This window comes from Paenarthrobacter aurescens (assembly GCF_041549525.1).
GTDB classification, from domain to species: Bacteria; Actinomycetota; Actinomycetes; order Actinomycetales; family Micrococcaceae; genus Arthrobacter; species Arthrobacter aurescens.
Genome location: NZ_CP157456.1, coordinates 1,004,867 through 1,029,686, shown reverse-complemented (window position 1 = coordinate 1,029,686; position 24,820 = coordinate 1,004,867). Strand labels below are relative to the sequence as shown.

The 24,820-nt window shown below is 63.1% G+C and carries 22 protein-coding genes and 2 riboswitches; of the genes, 9 read left to right on the top strand and 13 right to left on the bottom strand.

From position 1 onward, the window contains the following. The 8 genes from ABI796_RS04930 to ABI796_RS04895 form a co-directional block, all read right to left on the bottom strand. Nucleotides 1-2,307 carry an FdhF/YdeP family oxidoreductase gene (locus ABI796_RS04930; RefSeq protein ID WP_141285835.1) on the bottom strand — a complete coding sequence of 769 codons (2,307 nt, stop codon included), beginning with the start codon at nt 2,305-2,307 and terminating at the stop codon, nt 1-3. A 51-nt stretch (nt 2,308-2,358) separates the two neighbouring features. Beyond that, the gene (locus ABI796_RS04925) at nt 2,359-3,717 is read right to left on the bottom strand and encodes a molybdopterin molybdotransferase MoeA (RefSeq protein WP_141285837.1); all 1,359 of its coding nucleotides are present in this window, start codon (nt 3,715-3,717) and stop codon (nt 2,359-2,361) included. Continuing rightward, complete coding sequence (locus ABI796_RS04920) at nt 3,714-4,655, bottom strand: NTP transferase domain-containing protein (RefSeq protein WP_141285839.1); 942 nt, start codon at nt 4,653-4,655, stop codon at nt 3,714-3,716. The genes ABI796_RS04925 and ABI796_RS04920 overlap by 4 nt, the downstream gene beginning before the upstream one ends. A 42-nt stretch (nt 4,656-4,697) precedes the next feature. Then, entirely contained in the window at nt 4,698-5,198 is a 501-nt protein-coding gene (locus ABI796_RS04915; protein ID WP_011773756.1) for an HNH endonuclease, read from the bottom strand. A gap of 216 nt (nt 5,199-5,414) precedes the next feature. Then, complete coding sequence (locus ABI796_RS04910; RefSeq protein WP_141285841.1) at nt 5,415-6,206, bottom strand: NlpC/P60 family protein; 792 nt, start codon at nt 6,204-6,206, stop codon at nt 5,415-5,417. Nucleotides 6,207-6,305: 99 nt separating this feature from the next. Then, a complete protein-coding gene (locus ABI796_RS04905; RefSeq protein ID WP_246095879.1) occupies nt 6,306-7,049 on the bottom strand; it encodes a C40 family peptidase in 744 nt (247 codons plus the stop codon). A gap of 4 nt (nt 7,050-7,053) precedes the next feature. Further along, nucleotides 7,054-7,223, bottom strand: a riboswitch (cyclic di-AMP (ydaO/yuaA leader). A 139-nt stretch (nt 7,224-7,362) separates the two neighbouring features. Next, nucleotides 7,363-8,199 (bottom strand): M23 family metallopeptidase, encoded by an 837-nt coding sequence (locus ABI796_RS04900; RefSeq protein ID WP_141285845.1) that lies wholly within the window; start codon nt 8,197-8,199, stop codon nt 7,363-7,365. Nucleotides 8,200-8,203: 4 nt separating this feature from the next. Further along, nucleotides 8,204-8,445: riboswitch (cyclic di-AMP (ydaO/yuaA leader) on the bottom strand. A 182-nt stretch (nt 8,446-8,627) separates the two neighbouring features. Beyond that, nucleotides 8,628-9,323, bottom strand: a complete 696-nt coding sequence (locus ABI796_RS04895) for a metal-dependent transcriptional regulator (protein WP_141285847.1) — start codon at nt 9,321-9,323, stop codon at nt 8,628-8,630. A gap of 296 nt (nt 9,324-9,619) precedes the next feature. On the opposite strand from ABI796_RS04895, the gene serC reads away from it, so the two are divergent. Beyond that, nucleotides 9,620-10,750: a phosphoserine transaminase gene (serC, locus tag ABI796_RS04890; RefSeq protein ID WP_141285849.1), complete on the top strand. Its 1,131-nt coding sequence runs from the start codon at nt 9,620-9,622 to the stop codon at nt 10,748-10,750. Between the two features lie 78 nt (nt 10,751-10,828). Here serC and ABI796_RS04885 read toward each other — a convergent pair whose 3' ends face one another. Genes ABI796_RS04885 through ABI796_RS04875 form a run of 3 tightly spaced genes read right to left on the bottom strand, consistent with a single transcriptional unit; the run spans nt 10,829 to nt 13,159 of the window. Next, nucleotides 10,829-12,139 (bottom strand): MFS transporter, encoded by a 1,311-nt coding sequence (locus tag ABI796_RS04885; RefSeq protein WP_141285851.1) that lies wholly within the window; start codon nt 12,137-12,139, stop codon nt 10,829-10,831. A gap of 43 nt (nt 12,140-12,182) precedes the next feature. Then, nucleotides 12,183-12,767 (bottom strand): DUF3027 domain-containing protein, encoded by a 585-nt coding sequence (locus ABI796_RS04880; RefSeq protein ID WP_141285853.1) that lies wholly within the window; start codon nt 12,765-12,767, stop codon nt 12,183-12,185. Between the two features lie 8 nt (nt 12,768-12,775). Further along, complete coding sequence (locus ABI796_RS04875) at nt 12,776-13,159, bottom strand: cold-shock protein (protein ID WP_141285898.1); 384 nt, start codon at nt 13,157-13,159, stop codon at nt 12,776-12,778. A gap of 237 nt (nt 13,160-13,396) precedes the next feature. Here ABI796_RS04875 and ABI796_RS04870 point away from each other — a divergent pair, with 237 nt between their 5' ends. The 5 genes from ABI796_RS04870 to ABI796_RS04850 all read left to right on the top strand — a co-directional run bounded on the left by ABI796_RS04870 (nt 13,397) and on the right by ABI796_RS04850 (nt 20,564). After that, nucleotides 13,397-13,612: a hypothetical protein gene (locus tag ABI796_RS04870; RefSeq protein WP_141285855.1), complete on the top strand. Its 216-nt coding sequence runs from the start codon at nt 13,397-13,399 to the stop codon at nt 13,610-13,612. Nucleotides 13,613-13,689: 77 nt separating this feature from the next. Continuing rightward, the gene (locus tag ABI796_RS04865) at nt 13,690-16,155 is read left to right on the top strand and encodes a helicase-associated domain-containing protein (RefSeq protein WP_141285857.1); all 2,466 of its coding nucleotides are present in this window, start codon (nt 13,690-13,692) and stop codon (nt 16,153-16,155) included. A gap of 13 nt (nt 16,156-16,168) precedes the next feature. Beyond that, on the top strand, nt 16,169-17,827 hold the full coding sequence (locus tag ABI796_RS04860; protein ID WP_141285859.1) for a DNA repair helicase XPB: 1,659 nt from the start codon (nt 16,169-16,171) through the stop codon (nt 17,825-17,827). 208 nt (nt 17,828-18,035) lie between these two features. Next, complete coding sequence (locus ABI796_RS04855) at nt 18,036-18,509, top strand: hypothetical protein (protein WP_141285861.1); 474 nt, start codon at nt 18,036-18,038, stop codon at nt 18,507-18,509. 12 nt (nt 18,510-18,521) lie between these two features. Continuing rightward, the gene (locus ABI796_RS04850; RefSeq protein WP_141285863.1) at nt 18,522-20,564 is read left to right on the top strand and encodes a multicopper oxidase family protein; all 2,043 of its coding nucleotides are present in this window, start codon (nt 18,522-18,524) and stop codon (nt 20,562-20,564) included. Between the two features lie 8 nt (nt 20,565-20,572). Here the strand turns inward: ABI796_RS04850 and ABI796_RS04845 are convergent, their stop codons facing one another. Together ABI796_RS04845 and ABI796_RS04840 are read right to left on the bottom strand one after the other, a co-directional pair. Continuing rightward, entirely contained in the window at nt 20,573-20,794 is a 222-nt protein-coding gene (locus tag ABI796_RS04845; RefSeq protein ID WP_141285865.1) for a hypothetical protein, read from the bottom strand. 68 nt (nt 20,795-20,862) lie between these two features. Beyond that, entirely contained in the window at nt 20,863-21,810 is a 948-nt protein-coding gene (locus ABI796_RS04840; protein ID WP_141285867.1) for a LysR family transcriptional regulator ArgP, read from the bottom strand. A gap of 69 nt (nt 21,811-21,879) precedes the next feature. Here ABI796_RS04840 and ABI796_RS04835 point away from each other — a divergent pair, with 69 nt between their 5' ends. The 3 genes from ABI796_RS04835 to ABI796_RS04825 all read left to right on the top strand — a co-directional run bounded on the left by ABI796_RS04835 (nt 21,880) and on the right by ABI796_RS04825 (nt 24,811). Further along, nucleotides 21,880-22,515, top strand: a complete 636-nt coding sequence (locus tag ABI796_RS04835) for a LysE/ArgO family amino acid transporter (RefSeq protein ID WP_141285871.1) — start codon at nt 21,880-21,882, stop codon at nt 22,513-22,515. An 88-nt stretch (nt 22,516-22,603) separates the two neighbouring features. Next, nucleotides 22,604-23,314, top strand: a complete 711-nt coding sequence (locus tag ABI796_RS04830) for a response regulator transcription factor (protein WP_024819794.1) — start codon at nt 22,604-22,606, stop codon at nt 23,312-23,314. A 3-nt stretch (nt 23,315-23,317) separates the two neighbouring features. Beyond that, a complete protein-coding gene (locus ABI796_RS04825; protein ID WP_141285873.1) occupies nt 23,318-24,811 on the top strand; it encodes a cell wall metabolism sensor histidine kinase WalK in 1,494 nt (497 codons plus the stop codon). The last annotated feature ends 9 nt before the right edge of the window (nt 24,812-24,820 follow it).

Genomic DNA, 24,820 nt, shown 5'->3' with positions numbered 1-24,820 from the left:
TCAGGATCCGTTCTCCTCATGCTTGACGAAGCGTACCGTCATGGCTTTGTAGCCGGGGGTATTGGATTCACGTGCCACCAGTTCCCGGTGCACCAGTGCGTTGGCTTCGGGGAAGTATGCCGCGGCACATCCCTTCGCCGTGGGGTATCCGATGAGCCGGAACCTGTTGGCCCGCCGTTCCGTTCCGGCGAAGGTGGAGATGACATCCACCAGGTCACGGTCCTCGAAGCCCAGGTCCGCCAGGTCCTCCGGGTGGACCAGGATCACACGGCGCCCTTCGGAGACGCCACGGTACCGGTCATCCAAACCGTAGAACGTGGTGTTGTACTGATCGTGGCTGCGGACCGTCTGGAGAATCAGGTGCCCGGGCGGTGCTTCGAGGTACTCAAGTGGCCGCACGGAGAAACGCCCCTTGCCGATGTCCGTGGCGAAGGTGCGGGTATCCCGGGGCGGATTGGGGAGGACGAAGCCGTTCTTGGTGCGGACACGGGCATTGAAGTCCTCAAAGCCGGGAATGACGCGGGAGATGTGATCCCGGATGACGTCGTAGTCCTCGGCCATGGCCCGCCAGTCCACGCTGTGGTGATCCCCCAGCGTGGCCTGCGCCATCCGGGCCACAATCACCGGTTCGCTCAGCAGGTGCTCTGAAACAGGTTCCAGCCGTCCCTGTGTTTTGTGGATGACGGACATGGAGTCCTCCACCGAGAGGAACTGCTTGCCCTTGGGGTGCTTGTCGTCAGTGTCCGTCCGGCCCAGCGTAGGCAGGATCAGGGACGTTTTTCCATGCACCACGTGGGCACGGTTGGGTTTGGTGGAGATATGGACTGTGAGCCCGGCTTTCTTCAAGCCTTCTTCAAGGGCCGCCGTGTCCGAACCTGCAGCTGCGAAGTTTCCGCCCATGGAAACGAACACATCCACCTCGCCCTTTTCCAGGGCGTGCTGGGTTTCCACGGAGTCGTAGCCGTGATCCCGGGGCATGTGGAAGCCGAATTCCGCATCCAGGGCCGCGAGGAACGATTCCTTGGGTTTTTCCCAGATGCCCATGGTGCGGTCGCCCTGGACGTTCGAGTGGCCCCGGACAGGGCAAGCGCCGGCTCCGCGCTTGCCGAAGTTTCCCTGCAGGAGAAGGAGGTTGATGATTTCCCGGAGCGTATCCACCGAGTGGGGCTGCTGCGTCAGGCCGAGCGCCCAGCAGATGATGGTTGCCTTCGAAGCAGCCATCATCCCGGCAGCTTTGGTGATCTCTGCCCGGGTCAGCCCGGTTGCCCGTTCCGTTTCATCCCAGTCCAGCACCGAGCGGGCTTCGTTGTAGGCAGCGAAACCTTCGGTCTGGTCATCAATGAAGGAATGGTCGACGACGGTCCCTGGGTTGCGCTTCTCCTCCTCCAGGAGCAGGTGGCCCAGCGCCTGGAACAGTGCAAGGTCTCCGCCCACTTTGATCTGCAGAAACTCATCAGCAATGGTGGTGCCGCCGCCGATGACGCCGTTGAGGGACTGGGGATCCTTGAAGTTCAGAAGACCGGCTTCAGGGAGCGGGTTGACCGCAATGATTTTGCCGCCGTTGTTCTTGCAGTCCCGGAGGGCGGAGAGCATGCGCGGATGGTTGGTTCCGGGATTTTGGCCTACTACCAGGACCAACTCCGCGTGGTGGATGTCCTCCAGCGAGACTGTGCCTTTGCCGATCCCGATGGTGGGGTTAAGTGCACTGCCTGAAGACTCGTGGCACATGTTGGAGCAGTCGGGGAGGTTGTTGGTGCCCAGGCTTCGCGCAAACAGCTGGTACATGAACGCGGTCTCGTTGGCTGTCCGGCCCGAGGTGTAGAAAACACACTTGTCCGGGGTTGTGGCGTTGATGTGTTCGCCGATCAGGGCGAACGCATCGGACCAGCTGATGGGTGAGTAATGGGTGTCGCCAGGCTTGATGACCACCGGCTCGGACAGTCTTCCTTGGCTCCCCAGCCAGTACTCGGTTTTATCCTCAAGTTCCGCCAGGGAATGCCTGGCCCAAAACTCGGCACCGACTGTGCGGGTGGTGCTCTCCTCGGCAATTGCCTTGGCGCCGTTCTCGCAAAACTCGGCGGGGCTGCGTTTGCCCGTGATGGATTCCGGCCACGCGCACCCCGGACAGTCGAAGCCGCCATGCTGGTTGACTCTGAGCATGGAACGGACGGTCCGGCTTACACCGGCCTGGGCATAGCCGCGTTCAAGGGCAACGGTGACAGCCTTGAGGCCTGCCGCGGCTTGTTTGGGCGGGTGGATCTGCAGGTCATCTTCGTTGATGTCCTGTTCGGGAGCATGCCTGTTCATACGTCCATCATTGCACTTTGTGACCGGACCCAAAGCCCTTCATGACGTGCCTCAGTTGTCCAGCGCACTCCAGTCCACCGGGCCGGAAGGAGCCTTCCTTTGTTGCCGCGGGGCTGGTTTTCGGCTCTTCTCCTCCGGAGCTTTGGGCACAGGCAGCGCCTGGCCCCAAGGCAGGGCGAACGCGGGCACCAGCTCGCCCAACTGGACTCCGTGCGGCGGCACCACCATCACTCCGTCCGCGCCGGCAAGGCCGCGCATCATTCCAGGACCCGCATGGTTTGCCGGCGACGCCAAGCCATACACCAGCCTGAACGGCATCAAACGGGTTCGTCCCGGTTCAGCGTCGATCTGGGTGCCACAAGGAACTTCACCCACCTCTTCCAAGCGGCCATGGCCCAAAGCGGCCAGCAGGGGTGCGCCCACGGTAAACAACGCCATCATGGCAGCCAGCGGATTTCCGGGCAGGCCCAACACGAACCGGCCGTCGGGCAATTCCGCCAAAACCGCCGGATGTCCGGGCCGCATGGCAATGCCGTCAATGAGCAAACTGCCACCGAGTTCAGCTACCGCTTTACGCAGGTGGTCCGTTCCGGAGCGCCCTGTCCCACCGGTGGTAATAACGACGTCGGCAGGCGGTTCCGCTTCAACCAACCCTTCGCCGGGGCTCAGCTCGTCCAGCGTCGGCTCGGTATCGCGGAGGGCCTCGATCCACTCTTCGTAACTGTCCCCTACCCTGAGCTGCTCCCCCGGGATCCCTCCCAAAAGCTCCACCACCGCACCCAATTGAGGGCCGAAGGTATCCCTGACCTGACCGGGCCTGGGGACGCCTTGGGAGACCACCTCGGAACCGGACAACAGGAAACGGACCAACGGTTTTCCAAGAACTTCCACGTGGTCCAAACCCGCAAGCGCCGCCAGGGCAATGTGGGCCGGATTCAGCAACGTTCCAGCCTTGATCAGAACATCACCCTCAGCGGCCTCTTCGGCGGCTTTGCGGATGTGCTGACCATTGCGGGGCTCCCCCGGCTTGGCGCTGCCGCCCAGCGCGAGAACCGGCAGGCCGTCCTCGTCCGTGGTTATCACGCCGCTCTCACTGCGAAGTACTGCCTTGGCCCCGGGCGGAATCAGCCCGCCAGTAACTATGGGACTTGCCTGATGCGGTGCCAGCCGCTGCCCCGGCTCACTGAGGATCCAGGGGCCACTGCCATTGACGGCCCACCCATCCATTGCGGACGAGGCATAGTGGGGCATGTCCTGTACAGCCAAGGCATCCGAAGCCAAGGTGCGCCCCAGTGCTTGGCCAAGGGGCACCGGGCCAGGTGGGATGGGGGCAGCAACATCAAACGCGCGCTGCCGGGCCTCATGCCATGTGTGTGCCGCGTGATGGCCCTCGTTGGGGGCCCCGGTCATTCCGGGCCGGTCCCGGTCTCCGAATACTCCTTGGCAATCCTGCGGGCCAGTTCCAGTGCTGCGTTCATGGAAGCATCGTCACTGGCCTGGCCGATCCCGCGGGCCATGCCTGCCGCGTACCCGGCAATAAAGGTTGTCAGGGGCGCGGCGGGGCGCACCACGGAGTGCGCCGCTACTCCTGCGACCGCGAGGACCTCGTTGATGTCCACTTCCACGCCCTCAAGCTCAAAAGCCTGAAGCAGTGTCCGGCACCATTCCTCGAGTGTCTCTTCCTGGCTCTTCACGTCCGCCTCCAACTCGTAATCAATGCCCAAGGCCGCAGCGTCCTCCCATGTATCCACATCATCAGTGGAGCCTGCGGGGACTTCAACGTCCAGCAGGTTCAGCCTAGCAAGCAGCCGGAACACTGAAGAGTTCGTTAATCCCGCACCTGCCGAAGCTACGGCCACCTCCCTGTCCAGGGCAGCTGTGCTGTAGGCCCCCAAAAGAGGCTGCTTCCGGCCATCGGATGAAACAGCCATGGCTCCTTCCACTCCTGGGCTGGACTCAAGTGCGGCCCACAGCAGGTCAACACCGCGGGAAGCATGGGGCATGTCGCAGGCCAGAACCAGCGTCCACGGAGCGCGGGGTCCACTCTTCTTCAGCTCAGCCAGGCCCGCTGCAATGGCTGCCGCAGGTCCGGCGAACACCGGCTCCTCACGTGCCCGCAGGATTTTGCCCGGGACTTGCCCGCCGCCATCTGCCTGTCCACTGTTGATGAGCTCTTCAGCATCCTCCGGGCCCGTATCAGGTCCCACCACCACAACAGCCGAAGCACCCCGGGCAGCCTGCAGGGCATGCGAAAGGAGGGTGTCGCCGTCGTACTTCAAAGATGGCTTAGGCACGCCACCGAGGCGGGTGGCCCTGCCACCCGCCAAAATCACGGCATTGAACTCCATCCGCCCAGACTACCCGGGCGGCCGAAGCACAACAGAAATCGATCAGGCAGCGGATTCCGGCAAAAGGAACGGGTCCCAGTCCGGCGCAGGTTTCTCGAGTTCTTTGATCTGCCACATGGTTCCCTGGGGCACACCGGGTTTGAAACGGAGCTTCCAGCCCATCTCAGCCAGTGTGTGGTCGCTCTTGGCGTTGTTGCATTTCAAGCACGCCGCAACCAGGTTTTCCCAGGAATCCGCGCCGCCCCTGGACTTGGGGTGGACGTGGTCTATGGTGTGGGCTGTTTTCCCGCAGTAGGCACAGCGGTGTCCGTCGCGGCGAAGAACTCCACGACGACTCACGGCAGTAATCCTGTTGTACCGGGGGCGGATGTAGCGGTTGAGAAGGATCACGGATGGACGTCCGAGAACTTCCTGTGGCCCGACGACAGGCTCGTCGCCTTCAGCCACTACGCTAGCTTTCCCGGTCAGCACAAGGACCAGCGCCCGGCGGAATGTTATTACCGCCAGCGGTTCATATCCAGCATTCAGAACGAGTGTGCGCATGCACGTACCTCTTCACGGCCGCACCCGTCAGGGGCACGAGGGCCGGCTGCCCTCTGCATGTACGGGCTGTGGATCGACAACATAAGGGTAAGCACTTATATGCCGTATCAACGAATTTTTCTGTCGTTTCGCTCACAGTGTCGGCAAGAATTCATGCGCGGTTAAAGCAGAACACCCCGCTGGCCGGAGCCTGCGGGGTGTTCTGAAGAAGATGGATCAGCCGTTGACGCGGATGAAAACCGGGCCGGAGCCTACGTTGACGCTGAACAGTGCCGTGGTGGAACCGTTCCATCCACCGTGGACAGCCTGGCCGTTGCCAACGTAAACAGCGATGTGGGCCTGTCCGGCCAAACCACCGTTTGCGTAGTAGGCGAGGTCACCGGGCTGGGCTTCTGCTGCACTGACGGTGCGGCCCAGGGACAGGTAGCCTGCAGGCCAGTCGTGGAAGTTGATGCCCACTGCTGCCAGGGAGTTGGTAACCAGCATGGTGCAGTCCTGGGTGACGCCAAGCTGGGCGTAGGCAGCTGCAGCGATGGATGCTCCGAGCCCACTGGAAGCTGCAGGAGCTGCTGGAGCCGGAGCGGGAGTTGCGTTGCTGACGGCGACCGTGGCGTTTGCTGCCGGGGCAGCCTTGGCGGCAACCGTGGTTGCTTCCTTGGCTTCAACCTTTGCAGGGGCTTCTTCCACTACAACGGGAGGCGGGGCTTCAACGGTGGTGACCACGGGGCGCTCGTAAGAGATAGCCACAGTGGAGTCTGCGGCAATGGTGGCCTGGGCTACAGACTGAACGTCCAGGGCAGACGTGGACGTCGATTCACGATCAACATTGGTGTCCGCAGCGTTTGCCGCGATGCCGCTGGTCAGGACCAGGCCCGAAGCTGCGGCGATCACTGCTGCCTGGCGGCCAACGCCACCGGCGTTGGAGCTGACAGCCTTGGCAATGACGGCGAGCGAGCTGGTCTTAGGGGCCTCAGCGCGGTGCCGTGCAAGCTTGTTTGCACTGGTCATGATTTTTCTCTTTTCGTATCCGAGTGCAGTTGGGGTGCACGCGGGTAGTGGGTTGGCCGGCATTGTGGGCATGCCGCCCCACCCCGAACCGGGTTATTTCTAGCGGAGGGTGTAGAACGAGGAGGTGCCGGTGGAAGCTACGGAGTGCAGCAGCGTTCCCTGACCGGGGTTCAAAGCGCTGATCATCATGCCGTTGCCGACGTAGATGCCCACGTGGGCTCCGCCGTTCTGCATGACGAGGTCGCCGGGAGAAGGAGTGCTGGTGGGCGTCATGGCCGTCCAGGCGTTCACGCGGGGAATGCTGATGCCTGCCTGTGCGTAAACCCACTGGGTGAAGCCGGAGCAATCCCAACCGTTAGGCGTTGTTCCGCCCCAAACGTAGGGAGAGCCGATTCCGGTGTAGGCAATAGCCGCCAGGCCGGAAGCAGCTGCGCTGGCAGCCGGGTCCTTGGCCTCGGAAGACTTCGCCGTAACGGCTTCAGGAGCTTCCTCAGTGGTGGACGCGGCGCGTTCGGTTACCTGAACTGCGCGCTGTACTACCTTGGGGGCTTCCTGGGTGGCAACAGTGGGGCTCTCGAAAGAGACGGTGGCTGTTGGCTCTGCAGTGACCACTGCAGTAGCTACCAGCTGTTGGGTGCTGGAGGCTTCGGTCTTGGAAAGCTCGGCGTCCACTGCCTGTGCGGGCAATCCGGCGGTGAGGACGAGGCCTGAAGCTGCGGCCAGAACAACGGCCTGACGGCCCATGGTTCCGGCGTTGGAGGAAACAGCTTTTGAAAGCGTGTTCAACGGGTTCGTACGAACCGTTTGGGCGCGATGGCGCGCAGGGGTAGTGCGTGATGACACGTAGGTAGCCTCTCCCAATGCCTGCGAGGTGAGCTGTCGGATTCGGATGGGAGTCATCCGGCCGCGCGGCTTTCAAAGAAAGTTTTGCGACTTAACCCCAAGGCCTTCTTGCGAAGACCGGAAGTGGTTCCCCCGCCCCTGCCAGACGATTTTTGCGAACGGACCTTGAGCGGTGGCAGAGCTAGGCAATCCACTCAAGTGCATCGGCCCCCTAAAAAGCCGATGCGCTCTGTACGTTATAACAGTTCACCGCGAATGTCACATTCAGGTCACGGGGCGTCCTGCACATGCGAGAGACGACCATCAACTTCGTTTAGAGCCAGCCCATGGGGTCTACAACTTCGCCGTTGACCTGAACCTCAAAGTGGAGGTGGCAGCCGGTGGAAGCGCCCGTGGTGCCGCTCAGCGCGACGGTGTCGCCACGGTTAACGGTCTGCCCTACCTGGACAGTGAAGGACGAGAGGTGGTTGTACGTGGTTTCCAGGCCGTTTCCGTGATCGATGACCACGCGGTTGCCTCCGCCGTACTCGTGCCATCCGGCGAAAGTGACCTTGCCGGTGGCTGCTGCGTGAACCGCGGTGCCACACTGGGCTACGAAGTCCTGGCCGCGGTGGAAGTCACCGGCGCCGCCGGTCAAGGGGCTGATGCGGTAGCCGAACGGGGAAGCCGTGGCGAGCGTATCAAGGGGGCTGGCCATGGTGCCTACGGATGACGCGCGCTGGATGCTCTCGGCCGATTGGGCGCTGAGCAGTTGCTTCAGCTTTCCATCGGGGTCAGCGGCAGTGGCGACGGCGGCCCGGCTGAAGTCGATCTTGGCCGACGCTGCAGCGGAGACCTCGGGCTGGCTACCGGCAGGAGCGGCAACAGCAAGGGCGGATTCGGTTTGGCCCGATTCCGAAGTGGCCATGACGGGGCTGGTGGCGGGCAGACCGACAGTGAGGGCAAGTCCGGTGGCGGCAAGCGCAACACCGGCCTTCTGCCCTACGCCGCTGGCAGCGGCGAAGTCGGCAACCTGGCGCAACGGGCTCTTACGGCGGCGCACCTGACGCTCGGTGTCGCGTGGCCGGATCTCCGTTACGACGGTGGCTGGCCGCAGCTCAGCAGCGGGGCCCGACGCGCGGCGACGGCCCCTGACGTTCTGCGATGTCAAACTCTGTTCCTCTCTCAAAAGCCTGCGAAGTTAGCTGTCGGATTCGGGTCAGAGAGTACAAAGACCCGGTCCGCACGAAGCGCTCACGGCACACAGGTATCCCAAGAGGGACTTGAATACGTGGGCACTTCTGCTGCGGACTTCACCCCAAGGCTGCTTCTTTAGACAGCCGCTTGTGGTTCCCCCGCCTCTGCCAGTGGTGGATGACACACCTGATCCGCTGGCAGAGCTCGGCTCCGGATCAGGTAACGCTTTGGTATCAGCGCTAGTAGATAACTATAGGGGATTAAGGCCTTCGGTAATAAATTCGTTATCAACAGGAACGCGCTCAGCGCAGAAGGCCCTTATCATCATTTGCAGAAAACCGCAGGTCACACGCGCTGGAAACAGCCAAAAGTGAGGTTTGACACGGCAGCGTACAGCTCTGGTCAGTTGAGAGAGACAAACACGTGCGCGGCAACTTCCGGAGGAAGCTCCAAAGCGCCTTCAATGCCGGGAACCCGGACGGAGATGTACTCGCCAACGCGTTCCAGGGAAACACTGGCTCCAGGGCGGATCCCGCCTTCGTCCAGCTGGGTGAGGAGCTCCGGCTCCACCTGGATGGGTTCGGCGAGTCGGCTGACCACCACGCGGGAATCAGTGGCATATCCGTCCATGGCCTGCAGCAGGTTCACATCCAGCCGCGGGAAAGGCTGGCTGGCAAGGCCACCCAGCGCCTCAAGCCCGGGGATGGGGTTGCCGTACGGAGACTCCGTGGGATGTTCCAAAAGTTCATAGAGGCGGCGCTCCACGCGCTCACTCATCACATGTTCCCAGCGGCAGGCTTCATCGTGCACGTAGGCCCAATCCAGCCCGATCACGTCGGCCAGCAAGCGCTCTGCAAGGCGGTGCTTGCGCATGACTTCGGTGGCGCGCTTCCGGCCCGTTTCCGTCAGTTCCAAGTGGCGATCGTTGGACACAATCACCAGGCCATCGCGCTCCATGCGTCCGATGGTTTGGGAAACAGTGGGTCCGGAGTGCCGCAGCCGCTCGGCGATGCGGGCCCGGAGAGCCACAATGTTTTCTTCTTCAAGCTCCAAAATGGTCCGAAGATACATCTCAGTGGTATCGATCAGATCCGTCATCCAGCTCAGCTCTCCTCGAACGCAGTTCCTTGCGTAATTTCCACCGTACCGCGTCCTTGGCCAGGGTGGCGGATGTGCACCGCCGTCCTGGCGAACGCCAACCCCCAGCCTAGCTTATTTGGAATTACTCTGGATAATTCCGGTCGCATTCGGTGGGACCACATTCCACGTGGCGGACTATGACGGCGGCAGGTTCCTGCGCTTGGGCCGTGTCAGGCAGAATTGGGGGTGTCGAAGGGGCAGTTGATGCCCCATGCCACCTCCCATCTCTAGCCCGACACCCATTGGAGCGCCACGTGAGCGACAACAGCATCACCATTCCTGCCGACCTGCTGCCCAAGGACGGACGCTTCGGCGCTGGACCGTCCAAGGTTCGCCCGGAACAGATCGAGGCGTTGTCTGCAGCATCGTCCACCATCCTTGGCACCTCCCACCGCCAGGCTCCTGTGAAGAACCTCGTGGGTTCTGTTCGTGAAGGACTCAGCCAGTTCTTCCGTGCTCCGGACGGCTACGAGGTAGTCCTGGGCGTCGGCGGCTCAACAGCGTTTTGGGATGTAGCTGCGTTCGGCTTGGTGGAGAAGAAGGCACAGCACCTGTCCTTCGGTGAGTTCGGCTCCAAGTTCGCCGCCGCCACCAACAAGGCTCCCTTCCTTGATGCTTCATCCATCATCAAGGCCGAGCCCGGCACCCGGCCGGTGGCTCAGGCCGAAGCCGGCGTGGACGTCTATGCATGGCCGCAGAACGAAACGTCAACCGGCGTGGCCGCTCCGGTAAAGCGCGTCCAGGGTGCTGACGAAGGTTCCCTGGTCCTGGTTGACGCCACCTCGGCAGCGGGCGGGCTGGACGTTGACGTTTCCGAGTCGGACGTCTACTACTTCGCCCCCCAAAAGAACTTCGCCTCCGACGGTGGACTGTGGCTGGGCCTCTTCTCCCCCGCCGCCTTGGAGCGCGCCGCACGCATCAAAGCCAGCGGGCGGTGGATCCCGGACTTCCTGGACCTGCAGACCGCCATTGATAACTCCAAGCTGAACCAGACTTACAACACGCCCTCGCTGTCCACCTTGGTAACCCTGGACGCTCAGGTGCAGTGGCTCAACAGCAACGGCGGCCTGGACTTCGCCAGCAAGCGCACGGCGGATTCCGCCAACCGCATTTACTCCTGGGCCGAGGCCTCGGAGTACGCAACGCCTTTCGTCGCCAAGGCCGAAGACCGCTCCAACGTCATTGCCACCATCGACTTCGACGACTCCATTGACGCCGCAGCAATCGCCAAAGTCCTGCGCGCCAACGGCGTGGTGGACACCGAGCCGTACCGCAAGCTCGGCCGCAACCAGCTCCGCATTGCCACGTTCGTCGCCATTGAGCCGGACGACGTTTCCGCGCTGCTCACCAGCATCGACTACGTGGTGGGCCAACTGAAGAAGTAGCACCGCAGAGTGACGTCGGCGCCGTTCGGGGACATCCCGGACGGCGCCGCTGTTTAAGCCACCGCCGCTTGAGGCGGGTTACGCTCCCTGCCGGCGTGCGCCGTCGTCGTCGTCAGTGTCCGGAGGCGAAAGCAGCGATTCCACCCGGAAATGCTTCAGCCCGCGGGCCCGGCGGTCAAAACGCAGCCGCAGCTGCTTCGCGCGGATAATCCAGAGCAACCCCACGACGGCGGTGCTGACGCCGGCAATCGCCGCCACGCCAACGGCCCAGCGCGGGCCACCAACGTTGGCCACCCAGCCCACCAAAGGTGCACCAATGGGGGTGCCGCCCATGAAGATGGCCATGTAGAGGGACATGACCCTCCCGCGCATGACGGCCTCCGTGGTGGATTGGACATAGCCGTTGGCGCTGGTGATCAGGGTCAGGGCGAAGAGCCCGCAAGGGATGAGCGCCAGCCCGAAAAGCACGGCGTTGGGTGCCATGGCGGCCAGCGCGCTGGCAATGCCGAAGCCCCCGGCGGCCCCGAAAATCAGCCTGAGCCGCGGCCTTCCCCGCCTGGCAGCCAACAACGCACCAGTAACTGAGCCGATGGCCATGACAGAGTTCAAAGCGCCGAACGCGCCGGCGTCCATGCCGAATTGGGTTCCCACCATTGCGGCGATGAACAAGGGGAAGTTGAGCCCGAACGTCCCCACTATGAAGATCGCTGCCAGGACCACCTGGATATCGGGCCTGTTCCTGACGTACCGCACGCCTTCGCGGATGCGGCCCTTGCCGGCGGCTGCCCTGGGTTGGACGCGCAGTGAGGAGGCCGGAATGAGTTTCAACGCCCACAGCATGGCTACGAAGGACAGGGTGTTGATGAGGAACACCCAACCGGGCCCTACAACCACCGTCAAAACACCGGAGACGGCGGGGCCGATCATCCGGGCCACATTGAAGGAGGCGCTGTTGAGGGCTACAGCGTTGGGCAGGTAGTCGTCGGTGACGAGCTCGGAGACGAAGGTCTGCCGGACGGGAGCATCCACGGCGGTGACGATTCCGAGCATCAAGGCAAAGAGGTAAACATGCCAGAGTTCGGCAATGCCCAGCAGCACCAGGACGCCCAGCCCCGTGCTCAGCAGGGCCATGGCTACCAAAGTGAGGAGCAGGAGCTTCCGCCGGCTGTAACGGTCAGCCAGCAGCCCGGCCCATGGAGCAAGGAACAGCTGCGGACCGAGTTGGAGGGCCAATGTAATGCCCATGGCGCCGGCGTCATGGGCGGTCAGGTGGTCAAAAACCAGCCAGTCCTGCGCTGTCCGCTGCATCCAGGTGCCGATGTTGGAGATCAGGGCACCGAAGAACCAGATGCGGTAATTGAGGATTCCCAGTGACCTAAAGGTGGACATCAGCGTCCGCCTCCACTGTGGTCACCCCGGGTATCCGCAATGCTTATTCAGCCCCGGATTCGTCGGCTTCGGAGTCATCGGTCTCGTCCAGGTCTTCAGCATCCCCGGCGTCCACGGCCGAGTCAGTGGCCTCGTCTTCAGCAGCCTGCACCGACTCTTCTGAAACGTCCTCAACGCTCTCTTCCACCAAGGGAGTCTCATCCTCGGGACGAACACGCTTCGCCCACGGCACCCATTCCGGAGCCAGGATGGAGTCCTCGGAGGGAAGCAAACCAAGCTCGCTCACCGTCACGATCTTGGAGCGCGAGTTACGGGTCACCACGGCGTACCACTGCCAGCCGCCGTAACCGGCGAGCCGGGACTCGAACAGGTGCGTGACCACGCGGTCGCCCTCCGACTTGGCGCCAAGATGCGCGCCCACTTCACCGGGATTGGCTATGCCTTCCACTGCCGCACGCGCGGTATCGACGGCGGCAGCCAGGAACGCGTCCGGCTTGCCGGTGCGCCACACGGGTAAACCTGTGCGGGGTTTGGCCGCGCCGGTCTTCCGCGCGGGGGCGTCCCCGTTTCCAGGAGCCTGGGCAGCTTCAGGGGCGGCCTTGGTGTCCTGTGCGGATTCCGAGGTCATGGCCGGTCCTAAGCTTCCAGCTCGTCGGCAACCTTGCGCAGTGCCAGGCTGATGGCCTTGGCCTTGTTGCCGTCAGGGTACTTTCCTGAAGACAGGGAGCCGGAGAGGTTGTCCAGCACTGTCACCAGGTCCTGCACCATGGGTGCGAGGTCCCTGGCGTTCATGCGCTTGGCTTTGGCAATGGAGGGCGTCTTTTCCAGGACACGCAGTCCCAGCGCCTGCGCACCACGGCGGCCGTCTGCCACGCCGAACTCAACGCGGGTTCCGGCTTTGAGCTCCGTTACGCCTGCAGGCAGGGACGTCTTGGGCAGGAATACTTCCTGGCCGTCCTCAGCTGCGAGGAATCCGAAGCCTTTTTCCTTGTCATACCACTTGACCTTGCCGGTAGGCACGTAATCAACCTTCTTCGTTCTTGCTTTGGGAGACACGTCGGGCCGCTCACCGCATCCGCAGGGATCTGCGGGATCGAGGGTGACAGCCCTGTCCGTGTTGGTCTGTTCCTTCAAGGTTATCCTGCCGGACCCCCTATTCCCGCTTTGCCGCGATCATGCAGCAGCCAAAGTGCGCAGGAGGCGCAGCAATGTTGCGGACGTGGGTCCCCGCTGCGGGCTGCTGCTAGCGTTGTGCCCATGACTTCCCCGGGTTACCGCCGCCCCCTCATGATCATCGCCGCCGTCATTGCAGTGGTATCCCTGGCTGCCGTTGGCACGGTCATGGCGGTTGCTTTCAACGGTGACGTTCCCCCGGTATGGGTGACGTGGACCGCCCTCTACGGACTGCCGGTAGCTTTTATGCTCGCCATCTTCCTGGTCCTTGATTCCGTCCGCCAGCGTCGTCGGCAATAACCTGCGGCCTAAGCTGCGGCCTAAGCTGCGGCCCCTCGGACAGGCACCATTGGGCGCGGGGCGGTAACGTTGGATTGATGTCCCTTATACGCGCGCTCAGCAAGGAACTCGAAGCGCGCAGCGATGATTCGCTGCGGGCCTTGTTTGCCGCGCGGCCGGACTTGATTTCCCCCATGGCACCGGACTTCCCGGCCCTGGCTGCCAGGGCGAGCGCCCGGGTCAGTGTTCAACGGGCCTTGGAACGGTTGAACAAGCCGGAGATGCAGGTTCTGGAAACGCTGCACTTGTGCACCAATGCAGATACCGGCCACAGTGTTTCCGCGGCCGGGCTGAAGAAGGTCATTGCCGGATCCACCCTTTCTGCGCTGGATCCCATCCTCGCCAAATTGCAGGAACTGGCGCTGGTTCACAGGGCTGATCCGCCTGCGGGATCGCCGGCAACCTCCTCCCGTCAGCGTTTTTACCTTCCGGTGGGCAGCCTCAAGGATGTGATCGGGATCTACCCGGCGGGCCTGGGCCGGAGCTATACCGAGCTTGTCCGGCTTCAACCGGCCTTTGCCCAGCGGGTGGTGCAGTTGGTGGCTGAGCTTCGTCAGAGCGGGGCCGATATCCATGCTGCGAGCACACCGATGGATGCTGCACTGGCTCTCCAACGCTGGACCTCCACACCGGAGAATCTTCGCGCCATCCTTGCCGCCGCACCGGAACGTACCGTGGGCTTATTGGACAAGTTCGGCAGCTGGGCCATGGGCGCAGTACCTCAAGCACAACGCCGGGCGTCGGTCACCCACGAAAGTCATGACGTCGGGCCTATCGATTGGCTGTTGGCCCGCGGTTTGCTGGTCCCCTTGGACGCCGGCCATGTGGAGCTGCCCCACAGCGTGGGCCTTGCCCTGCGCGGGGGTGCGATCGTGGATGATTTCACCCTTACCCCGCCTGTTCCAGAGCTCGGCCATACCAGTGCTGCCTTGCGTCGCAACGCCGCCATGGGAGCTATTGCCGAGATCCTGCGGCTGGCCGCGGAGCTGCTGTTCGCAGTCCGGGAACAGCCCTTGGCTACGCTCCGGAGTGGCGGTGTGGGGGTCCGCGAGCTTCGGCGTTTGGCCGAATCCATTCGTTTGGGCGTCCACGAGACAGCCGTGCTCCTTGAGTTGTGCGCCATGGCCGGGCTGCTCCGCCTTGACGTGGACAGTTCCACCTGGGTTCAGCCGCCGTCATTGGAGTGGCTCAACCTGCCCCGGCAGGAACAGTGGCTGTGGCTTGTCAATGCCTGGTTGGCAAGTGAGCGTGCGCCTTCCTTGGTGGGACAGCCCCTCACCGGTCCGTCGTCCTCGGCAGCCCATCAGGGGGCGGCCGGGACCACCATCAACGCTTTGTCCGCTGAAGCGCAACGGCCAGACGCCCCCGTGGTCCGGCGTCGGGTCCTGGAAATCCTGAATGAGCTGACGGCCGAGGCTGCCGCCCCGGATGGCAAAGCGCCCGTTTTGGATGCCCGAGCCGTACTGCAACGGGCCGAGTGGGCTCAGCCGCGGATGTCCCGCCGGTTCAGTTCCCTGGTCCGCGGCATCCTTGAAGAAGCCACGCTCCTGGGTTTGATGGGATCCGGAGCGTTGACGCAGTTGGGTTCTGCCATGGCTGACGGCCAGCCGGAGAAGGCCATGGACATTCTGGGTGAGCACTTGCCTGCTGCCGTGAACCATATCCTCCTTCAGGCCGATCTCACGGCTGTGGCGCCCGGGTACCTCGCCCCGGAACTGAGCGAGACGCTGTTGTTGATGGCCGACGCCGAGGGCCAGGGTCCGGCGTCGATCTACCGGTTCTCGGCCACCTCCATCCGGAGGGCGCTCGACGCCGGACAGGATGCGGAAGCGCTGTTGGCGTTCCTCCGTGAGCATTCGGCCACGGACGTGCCGCAGCCCTTGGAGTACCTGGTCCAGGACACTGCGTCCCGGCATGGGCGTCTTCGAATCGGCACGAGTGCCAGCTTCATCCAGAGTGATGACGAAACTGCCATCACCGATCTCCTCCGCGAGGCCCGCACGTCTGCCTTGAGCCTGGTGCGTATTGCACCCACTGTCCTGACGTCTTCGGCCAGTCCGCGCGAAACTGCGCGTGTCCTTCGCGAGCTGGGACTTTCACCGGCAGTGCAGGAGGCTGAGACCGCCGTCGTGCGCTTCAAGCGGACCACGGCGGTGGCCGGCAGTGCGCGCCCGGTTTACACGGCGCCCCGGACGGCTCCGCCGGAGGACGACGTCGAGGCACAGCTTTCGGTCCTGCGCCAGCACCGCGCCGTCCCGGCCGGGACCACTGGCGAGGCGTCCACCCAGCTCGGTCTGGAAACTTTGCAAACGGCCATCAGGCTCAAACAGGCGGTCACCATGAACGTGGTGGACAACCTGGGGAATGCCAACACTGAAACCGTTGTTCCTGTATCCGTCTCCGGTGGGCGTGTCAGGGTGTTCGATCCCGCCAAGGACACCGAACGCGTCTTGTCCATCCACCGGATCATAGATGTGGAACCCGCAGGAGAACTGCGCTCGTGAAAAGGACTCAACAGTGACCGATGGTCCGCTGATCGTACAAAGTGACAAGACCATCCTCCTGGAAGTGGACCACGAGCTGGCAACCGAGGCCCGGCACGCAATTGCCGCCTTCGCCGAGCTGGAGCGCGCCCCGGAGCACATGCACAGCTACAGGCTGACGCCGCTGGGCCTCTGGAACGCCCGGGCTGCAGGGCTGGATGCCGAACAGGTGCTGGACACCCTCTTGAAGTACTCCCGCTTCCCGGTCCCCCATGCCCTGTTGATCGACATCGAAGAGACCATGTCCCGCTACGGCCGGCTGCGGCTTGAGAAGGACGCGCAGCACGGACTGGTGATGCGGACCGATGACTACCCCGTACTGGAGGAAGTCATCCGCGCCAAGAAGATCGCTCCGCTCCTGGGCCCGCGGATCGATGGCGAAACCGTGGTGGTGCACTCCTCACAGCGCGGTCAGCTCAAGCAGTTGCTTCTGAAACTGGGGTGGCCCGCGGAGGACCTTGCCGGGTACGTGGACGGTCAACCTCACCTCATCATGCTGGACGAAAGCGGCTGGCAACTGCGCCCGTACCAGAAGCTGGCCACGGAGAACTTCTGGGCCGGCGGCAGCGGCGTCGTCGTGCTTCCCTGCGGTGCGGGAAAGACGCTGGTGGGCGCCGCCGCCATGGCCACGTCCTCCACCACCACGCTCATCCTGGTGACCAACACCGTCTCTGCCCGGCAATGGAAAGATGAGCTGCTCAAGCGGACTTCGTTGACCGAAGACGAGATTGGCGAGTACTCCGGCGCCGTCAAAGAGGTCCGGCCCGTCACCATCGCCACGTACCAGGTGCTCACCACCAAGCGCGGGGGGCTCTACCCGCACCTGGAACTGGTTGACGGGCACGACTGGGGCCTGATCATTTACGACGAAGTCCATTTGCTGCCTGCCCCGATTTTCCGGATGACCGCTGACCTCCAGGCCCGGCGTCGGCTGGGCCTTACGGCAACACTGGTGCGGGAAGACGGACGTGAAGGTGAGGTGTTCAGCCTGATCGGGCCCAAGCGGTATGACGCACCGTGGAAGGACATCGAGGCACAGGGTTACATTGCCCCTGCCGACTGCGTTGAAGTCCGTGTGGACCTCCCGCGGGATGAACGGGTGGCTTACGCCATGGCAGATGACGCGGACAAATACCGCCTCTGTGCCACCTCGGAGACCAAAACCGCCCTGGTGGAAGAGCTCGTGGCAGTCCACAAGGGTGAGCAGCTGTTGGTGATCGGCCAGTACATAGACCAGCTGGATGAGATTGCCGAGCGGTTGGATGCTCCACTGATCAAGGGTGAAACCAGCGTCAAGGTCCGGCAGAAACTCTTCGATGCCTTCCGCAAGGGTGAAATTCACACCCTGGTGGTGTCCAAGGTGGCCAACTTCTCCATTGACCTCCCCGAAGCCTCGGTTGCCATTCAAGTCTCAGGGTCTTTCGGCTCACGGCAGGAAGAGGCACAACGTTTGGGACGCCTTCTCCGGCCCAAACAGGACGGCCGGGCGGCCCGGTTCTACTCCTTGGTGGCCAGGGACACTCTGGACCAGGATTTCGCGGCGAAACGCCAGAGGTTTTTGGCCGAGCAGGGCTATGCGTACAGGATCATGGACGCCAAAGACGTAGGCAAGGACGTAGGGCAGGAGCAGTAGGCGCCCGGCCCCCACAATGTTTCCCAGGGCTCTTGCTATTGATCTCCAGCAACTTTACGATTCCTAGTGAAGCTCTCCGCCCTTAAGGGTTGCCCCTGGTCCAGGCAGCCTGGCGGCCAGCCGTCGGCGGTGGGGGAAGCCCGCAGCCAGGGAGCCGACGGTTCGAAGGCCTTGAAGAATCTGTGAATTGATTACCAGAGGATTCCCCATGCGCAAAGCCCTCCTGGTCCTTTCCGCGATTGTCCTGCTGTCAGCACTCGCACAGTTGTTTTTTGCCGGATACTTCCACTTCCAAAACACCATCGAAGCCCAGCGTGAAGCCGGTGTCTACCATGCCGTCAACGGCCAATACGTGCTGCGGTACTCAGCGTTGCTGGCCGCGATCGTAGCCGCCATTGCCAAGGTGGGCTCCCGCACCATCTGGCTTGCTGCAGGGATCTTCCTGCTGACGTGGCTTCAACTGATCATCTTCATTGTGGGCGGTATGTTGACCGGTTCCTCACCGGAGTTCATCACGCCCGCGGGCTCCTGGGTGGTGGCCATCCATCCGATCGTTGGCGCCCTGATGATTTTCATGTCCTATTGGTTGTTCAAGCGTGCCCAAGCGGCCGCCCTCAACCCCCAACCGTTGCCGCCCAAGGCTGCCTCTTCGGATGCTTCCACATCCCCCAGCACAGCCTGAGCACCTGCAGCTGTGAACACTTCGCAGCTGCTGGCGTTGGACCTCCTGTTCTCATTCGCGTCAGCCGGAGCCTGGATCGGCGCCGCGTGGATGACGGCGTCTGTCAGGGACAGGTCCCGCCGTATTGACCTTGCATTGCTTTTAGTGGGTGCAGCCGTTGCAGTGACAGTGGGACGGTACGCCTTGCTTCCCGCTTTGGTGGCGGGCAGTTGGTGGTTTGCCAGCGAACGCATAACCATCAACGTGCCTCTGACCGCCATCCCCGCGGCTTGGGCCGCGACGGCCGGTGTTCCGTTCTTGCTGAGGAGGCGGAACACCGGCTCCACATCTGTGCAGGCGGATCCAAGACGTTCCCGCGAGTGGGCGGTCCTGGCCTTGGTGGCAGCTTCCGCATCAGCGGTGGCATCTCTGGTATTGACGTTCGTCCTGGGGCCTTTCCCGTCACTGTGGAGCCTTGTGGTGGTGCTGTTCATGGTGGCGGCCTCGGTGTTGATTGCCAGGCTTGCGCTCTTTACACGCCGGAGGCGTCCGACGGCGGCTGCCGCAGTGGCCGGGCTGATGATCTGTACCGCTTTGGGCTCGGGAGTCTTTGCCTGGCTTGGGAGCCGCTCGGCGGACGGCGCCACCATCGCTGCCGCCGTCGGTCACCATGGCAGAGCCGGCAGCCAAGTGCAGGATCCGACGCCGGTGACCAGCCTTGTGGGCGATGCCTCCGCCGGTGCCGTGGTCCGGCACTACGAACTTACGGCCCGGGTTGAACAGCTGACGTTGCCATCCGGGCAAACCACCCAGGCCTGGACGTATGGCAGCCTGCCGGGCCCTGCCTTGGAGGCTGAACTGGGCGATGTCATGGAAGTTGTGCTCAACAACCGGGATGTGGCGGCCGGCGTTACCCTCCACTGGCACGGCTACGACGTCCCCAACGCCATGGACGGGGTTGCCGGGGCTACACAGGATGCCGTGATGCCCGGAGAGTCCATGACGTACAGGTTCACTGCGGCACAGACAGGAACGTATTGGTACCACACACACCAGGACTCGGCCGAAGGAGTCCGCAAGGGCCTCTACGGCACGTTCGTCGTGCACCACCCCACAGCGCCCCGTGCTGATACGGACATTGTGGTGGCGGGGCACGATCTCAGCGGTCTGGGGTTGCTGGGCTCCTCAGACCGTGCCACCAAGCACACGGCCACTCCGGGCTCGAGCGTGCGGGTCCGGCTCATCAACACCGATTCGGTTCAGCAGCGGTACCTGATCCAAGGCACCACGTTCAAGGCCGCCGCGGTTGATGGGACAGACGTGAACCAACCGCAGGATGTGGACGGCAAACTGCTCCGCCTTGGTGCCGGCGGCAGGGTGGACGTCGCCTTCACTATGCCCGAATCGCCGGTGGCCGTGCGTTCGGACGCCGCGGCCGGGGCTGTTGTTGTCATAGCTCCGTCCGGAGTGACCGCCGGCGATTCTGAGGACCTCACCCCTGAGAAACCGGGCGCAGGTGTTTTCACCACCACACCCGTGCTCGACCTCCTGGAGTATGGCAAGCCCCTGGAGGAAGGCAAACACGCGGTTGACAATGGTGATGGTTCAGAGCTGATCCGTCCGGCAACCGGGGAAGAACCGATCACCCGGGAAGAGGTGATGGTACTGGACCGGCAGTTCCGTTTTGTTGATGGGATCCCCCGCTACGCCTTCACCGTCAATGGGGCAGCGTATCCCCTGGTTCCCTCCATTGAGGTAGCTGAGGGCGACACCGTCAAAGTGACGGTTGTGAACCGTACCTCCGAGCCGCATCCCATGCACCCGCATGGTCACCATGTGCAGGTGCTGAGCAGGAACGGCGTAGTCCCCAGCGGCTCACCGCTCGTCCTGGACACCGTGGACGTACTGCCGGGCGAAGTGTGGGAACTGCTGCTGCACGCCGACAACCCTGGAATCTGGATGGACCACTGCCACAACCTGGACCATGCGGCAGAAGGGATGATGATGCTCCTGAAGTACCAGGGTGTGTCATCACCGTTCGTGCATGGGGGCCACTCAGGCAACAGGCCTGAGTAGGCTGGTGCTTAGGCGACCATCCGGCTGGTGACCTCGATCTTGACGTGGTCCACCACAGCCCAGCCGTCCTCGTCACGGAGTTGGGCGCTGGCGAACCGTTCTGCCGCAGCAAGGTCGTCAAAATCCTCACGCCGGATACGGCCTGATTCGGTGTCCAAATAGGTCACATGAAACTCGTGATCGCTGGTGCGGTTCTGGTGGATGCTTGCGGGAGCTGCTGTGTTTGCCATGTTTTAAGTGTGGAACGGGGCACTGACATTATTGGAAGCATCCGCAGGCGTGTTGGGATTTTGCGGGTTCAGGACTTTCTCAAGTACTGCGCCGAGACCTCCCGGACGGTATGGCTGAGCACATCGAGCACCCTTGATGCCGTCCGCCAGCGTTGCCAGTAGAGCGGCACATCGAAGGGATTGTCCGGGGCAAGTTCCAGCAGCCGCCCGTCGGCGATGTCCGGCCCGCATTGAACTTCCGGGATCAGACCCCAACCGAGGCCCAGGCGGATTGCATCGCCGAAGTCCTGGGACGCCGGGACGTAATGCCTGGGGCCCTTCCGTTCCGGGGCCGGCCTACCCTCGGCCCTGAACGCCGCCTGCACAAAAGCCCACTGATAAGTATCTTTCCGGTCAAAGTCCACGGTGGTAGCGGCATTGAGTGTGGCACCGTCCATACGCTTGACCGAGCGTTCGCCCATGCCCTCCCCCATGCCCGGGAACCACCGTTTCACGAACTGCGGCGCGGCCACCGCGCGGTAACGCATCACTCCAAGGCTCTCAACCCGGCACCCTTGTACAGGCTCGGGAGTTGCCGTCACGGCTGCCATCACCGTGCCGGAGCGAAGCAAAGACGTGGAGTGTTGCTCGTCATCACGGTGGAGGTCGAAGGTGACATTGAGCCCTTCCGGCACCTGTGCGAGCGCTTGCAGGAACCACACCGCCAGCGAATCCGCGTTGACCACAACCGGCACGGCCAGTGGCGCGCCATCGCCATCCAGTCCCAATTCGCGTCCCGCATCAGCTTCCAGCTGTGCCATTTGCCTCGCCAGGCGCAGTACCACTTCGCCTGCTTCGGTGGCCTGGGCCGGGTTGCTGCGCTGCAGCAGGACCCGTCCGGCCGACTGTTCGAGCGCCTTGAGCCGTTGGGAGACGGCCGACGGCGTGATGTGAAGCAGGCGCGCGGCGGCATCCAAAGTGCCCTCCGAAAGGACTGTGGCAAAGGTAAGGAGCTGCTCGGAAGGAAAGTGCGGCATAAGAAGATCTTATGCCGCCTAAAATTCTTTAGCTGGTCTAATGACGCGTGCGAAACGTACTTTCGAAAGGTGAACTTTACTGACTTCTTCCAATCCGCCGGCCTCGGCATGGCCACCGGCCTTGCCCTCATCGTCGCCATCGGAGCCCAGAATGCATTCGTGCTCCGCCAGGGAATCCGGGGCGAGCATATTGTGCCCATTGTGGCGGTCTGTGCCCTCTCGGATGCCGTCCTTATCGCGGCTGGAGTTCTTGGCACCGGTGCGCTCATTACGGCAGCCCCTGCCGCCGTCGTCGTTCTCCGGTACATAGGCGCTGCCTTCCTGGTGACGTACGGCATGATGGCCGCCCGGCGCGCCCTCCGGCCCCAAGTGCTGACGCCCAGCGAAGGGACAGTCAACGACGGCGGGCCGAAGCGCGGCCTCGCGGCGGCCATCACCACCGTCCTGGCGCTGACCTGGCTGAACCCCCATGTGTACTTGGATATTGCGCTGCTGGGTTCGATCGCCAGTTCCCAAGGCACCCAGCTGCAGTGGTGGTTTGGTGGCGGGGCCATGCTGGGGAGCATTCTGTGGTTCTGTTCCCTGGGGTTCGGAGCGCGTTTCCTCCGGGGCTTCTTCGCGCGCCCGCTTTCCTGGCGATTCCTGGATGGCGGGATAGCTGTGACCATGGTGGCGTTGGGGGTGGGGCTGGTCCTGGGGGCTTGATCGGGGCCGGGGAGCCAGGCAAAGCCACGCAGGCCGCTCCCATGCAGCATCCAGAAAACTCCCAGTTACTGGGAGCATCATGGGTGTCATGAAAAAGAACGGTCCCGAAGCCAAGCTTCTCGTTGTAGACGACGAGCCCAACATCCGCGAGCTGCTTTCCACGTCGCTGCGTTTCGCAGGCTTCGAGGTCGTTGCGGCCGCCAACGGTCGCGAAGCCCTCGCCGCAGCCGATCTTCACTCCCCGGACCTGGCAGTACTGGATGTCATGCTGCCGGACATGGATGGGTTCACGGTGACCCGGCGCCTCCGCGCTGCCGGCAAGCACTTCCCCGTCCTGTTCCTCACGGCGAAGGACGACACCGAGGACAAAGTCACCGGCCTCACCGTGGGCGGCGACGACTACGTCACCAAGCCTTTCAGCCTTGACGAAGTGGTGGCGCGCATCCGCGCCGTCCTTCGCCGCACGCAGCCGTTGGAAGACGACGACGCCGTGATCCGCGTTGACGATCTTGAACTCGACGACGACGCCCATGAGGTACGCCGCGGCGGTACCGTCATTGAGCTGTCCCCTACCGAGTTCAAGCTCCTGCGGTACCTCATGCTCAACCCCAACCGCGTCCTGTCCAAAGCCCAGATCCTGGACCACGTTTGGGAGTACGACTTCAACGGCGACGCCTCGATTGTGGAGTCCTACATTTCCTACCTGCGCCGCAAGGTGGACATTGATCCCGATGCTGCAGCCCTCATCCAAACCAAGCGCGGCGTGGGTTATGTCCTGCGAACGGCAGAGAAGCGCTGACCCTTGCTGCAACGCTGGAAATCGGCGTCCCTGAGGTCCCAGCTGGTCGCCATCATCATGGGCCTGCTCCTGTTGGCACTGGCTGCCACGGGCGCGGGAACACTGACGCTGGTCAAGAGTTACCTTCAGGGCCAGGTGGACGACAAACTCAAGGCCGCCGTCGCGTTGGCCGTGGAACAGCAGTCCTTTGACAAGTTGGCCCCAAGAAACCCGGATCCCAACCAGCCGACGCAACCGAACCCGGAGACTCCCACCGATTCCGCCGTTCCCACCGACTACTCCCTGACGCTATATGTACCTGGCCTCGACCCCTATCCCTTTGGCGGCAGCCAGAGCGATCGTCCGGCCATCGCCAACATCACCGCCGCTGAGGCAAAGCTCCGCGGTAACGCCCCCTTCCAGGTCAAAGGCACTACTGGCAGCAACTGGCGCGTAGTGGCAATCGGCGTCACCGCCAACGGCCAAAACGGCGTAGTGATCATCGGGCTGCCGCTCACCCCGGTGGACAAAGTCATGGAGCATGCCGTCCTGGTGGTGGTAGGCGTCGGCCTGTTGACCCTGGTCCTGGCGTTCTTCATCGCCACCTGGACCGTTGCCAGGTCCTTCCGGCCACTGGCCAAAGTGGAAAAGACGGCCGCCGCCATCGCGGCCGGTGATCTTTCCCGCCGCGTGGAAGTGGATAATCCCAATACCGAAGTTGGCCGCTTGGGCGGATCCCTCAATGCCATGCTTGCCCACATTGAGGCTTCTTTTGCTGCCCGCGCCGCTTCGGAAGGGCGTATGCGCCGCTTCGCGGCAGACGCCTCCCATGAGCTGCGGACGCCCTTGGTGACCATCCGCGGCTTCTCTGAGCTTTACCGTCACGGCGCCTTGTCCACCAAGGAAGATATAGCCATGGCCATGGGCAGGATCGAAAGCGAAGCCAAACGCATGGGATCCATGGTGGAAGACCTGTTGATGCTGGCCCGGCTTGATGAGCAGCGTCCTCTTCAACTCAAGCCTGTGGACCTGCAGCTCCTGGCGCACGACGCCGTGGTTGATACCAAGGCCTCCTCCGGGGATCGGACCATCACGCTCACGGGCTTGGACGGCGCCTCCCCCACTGCAGCGCCGGTTCAAGGTGACGAAGCCAAACTTCGGCAAGTGATTGGGAACCTGGTGGGAAATGCGCTGAGGTACACCCCCGAGGGCAGCCCTATTGAGCTCGCTGTCGGTGTGCGAAAGACGCCGTCCGGCCCCGTTTCAGTGATCGAGATCCGCGATCACGGGCAGGGCATTCCGGAATCCGAGACCAACAAGATCTTCGAACGCTTCTACCGTGCGGACACTTCACGCACCCGGGAGACCGGCGGCAGCGGCCTCGGCCTGGCCATTGTTGCTGCGATCGTCGGCTCGCACGGCGGTACGGTTCAGGTTGCAGAGACCGACGGCGGCGGTGCCACGCTGGTGGTCAGCCTGCCGTTCCACGAGGAACCTGCTGAACTGTTGTCCAAGTAGAAGGTGCTG

What these genes read in the sequence shown, in the direction of transcription:
- ABI796_RS04930 (WP_141285835.1), bottom strand. Translation starts at nt 2,307, where the DNA reads ATGAACAGGCATGCTCCCGAACAGGACATCAACGAAGATGACCTGCAG.
- ABI796_RS04925 (WP_141285837.1), bottom strand. Translation starts at nt 3,717, where the DNA reads ATGACCGGGGCCCCCAACGAGGGCCATCACGCGGCACACACATGGCAT.
- ABI796_RS04920 (WP_141285839.1), bottom strand. Translation starts at nt 4,655, where the DNA reads ATGGAGTTCAATGCCGTGATTTTGGCGGGTGGCAGGGCCACCCGCCTC.
- ABI796_RS04915 (WP_011773756.1), bottom strand. Translation starts at nt 5,198, where the DNA reads ATGCGCACACTCGTTCTGAATGCTGGATATGAACCGCTGGCGGTAATA.
- ABI796_RS04910 (WP_141285841.1), bottom strand. Translation starts at nt 6,206, where the DNA reads ATGACCAGTGCAAACAAGCTTGCACGGCACCGCGCTGAGGCCCCTAAG.
- ABI796_RS04895 (WP_141285847.1), bottom strand. Translation starts at nt 9,323, where the DNA reads ATGACGGATCTGATCGATACCACTGAGATGTATCTTCGGACCATTTTG.
- ABI796_RS04885 (WP_141285851.1), bottom strand. Translation starts at nt 12,139, where the DNA reads ATGTCCACCTTTAGGTCACTGGGAATCCTCAATTACCGCATCTGGTTC.
- ABI796_RS04880 (WP_141285853.1), bottom strand. Translation starts at nt 12,767, where the DNA reads ATGACCTCGGAATCCGCACAGGACACCAAGGCCGCCCCTGAAGCTGCC.
- ABI796_RS04870 (WP_141285855.1), top strand. Translation starts at nt 13,397, where the DNA reads ATGACTTCCCCGGGTTACCGCCGCCCCCTCATGATCATCGCCGCCGTC.
- ABI796_RS04865 (WP_141285857.1), top strand. Translation starts at nt 13,690, where the DNA reads ATGTCCCTTATACGCGCGCTCAGCAAGGAACTCGAAGCGCGCAGCGAT.
- ABI796_RS04855 (WP_141285861.1), top strand. Translation starts at nt 18,036, where the DNA reads ATGCGCAAAGCCCTCCTGGTCCTTTCCGCGATTGTCCTGCTGTCAGCA.
- ABI796_RS04845 (WP_141285865.1), bottom strand. Translation starts at nt 20,794, where the DNA reads ATGGCAAACACAGCAGCTCCCGCAAGCATCCACCAGAACCGCACCAGC.
- ABI796_RS04840 (WP_141285867.1), bottom strand. Translation starts at nt 21,810, where the DNA reads ATGCCGCACTTTCCTTCCGAGCAGCTCCTTACCTTTGCCACAGTCCTT.
- ABI796_RS04830 (WP_024819794.1), top strand. Translation starts at nt 22,604, where the DNA reads ATGAAAAAGAACGGTCCCGAAGCCAAGCTTCTCGTTGTAGACGACGAG.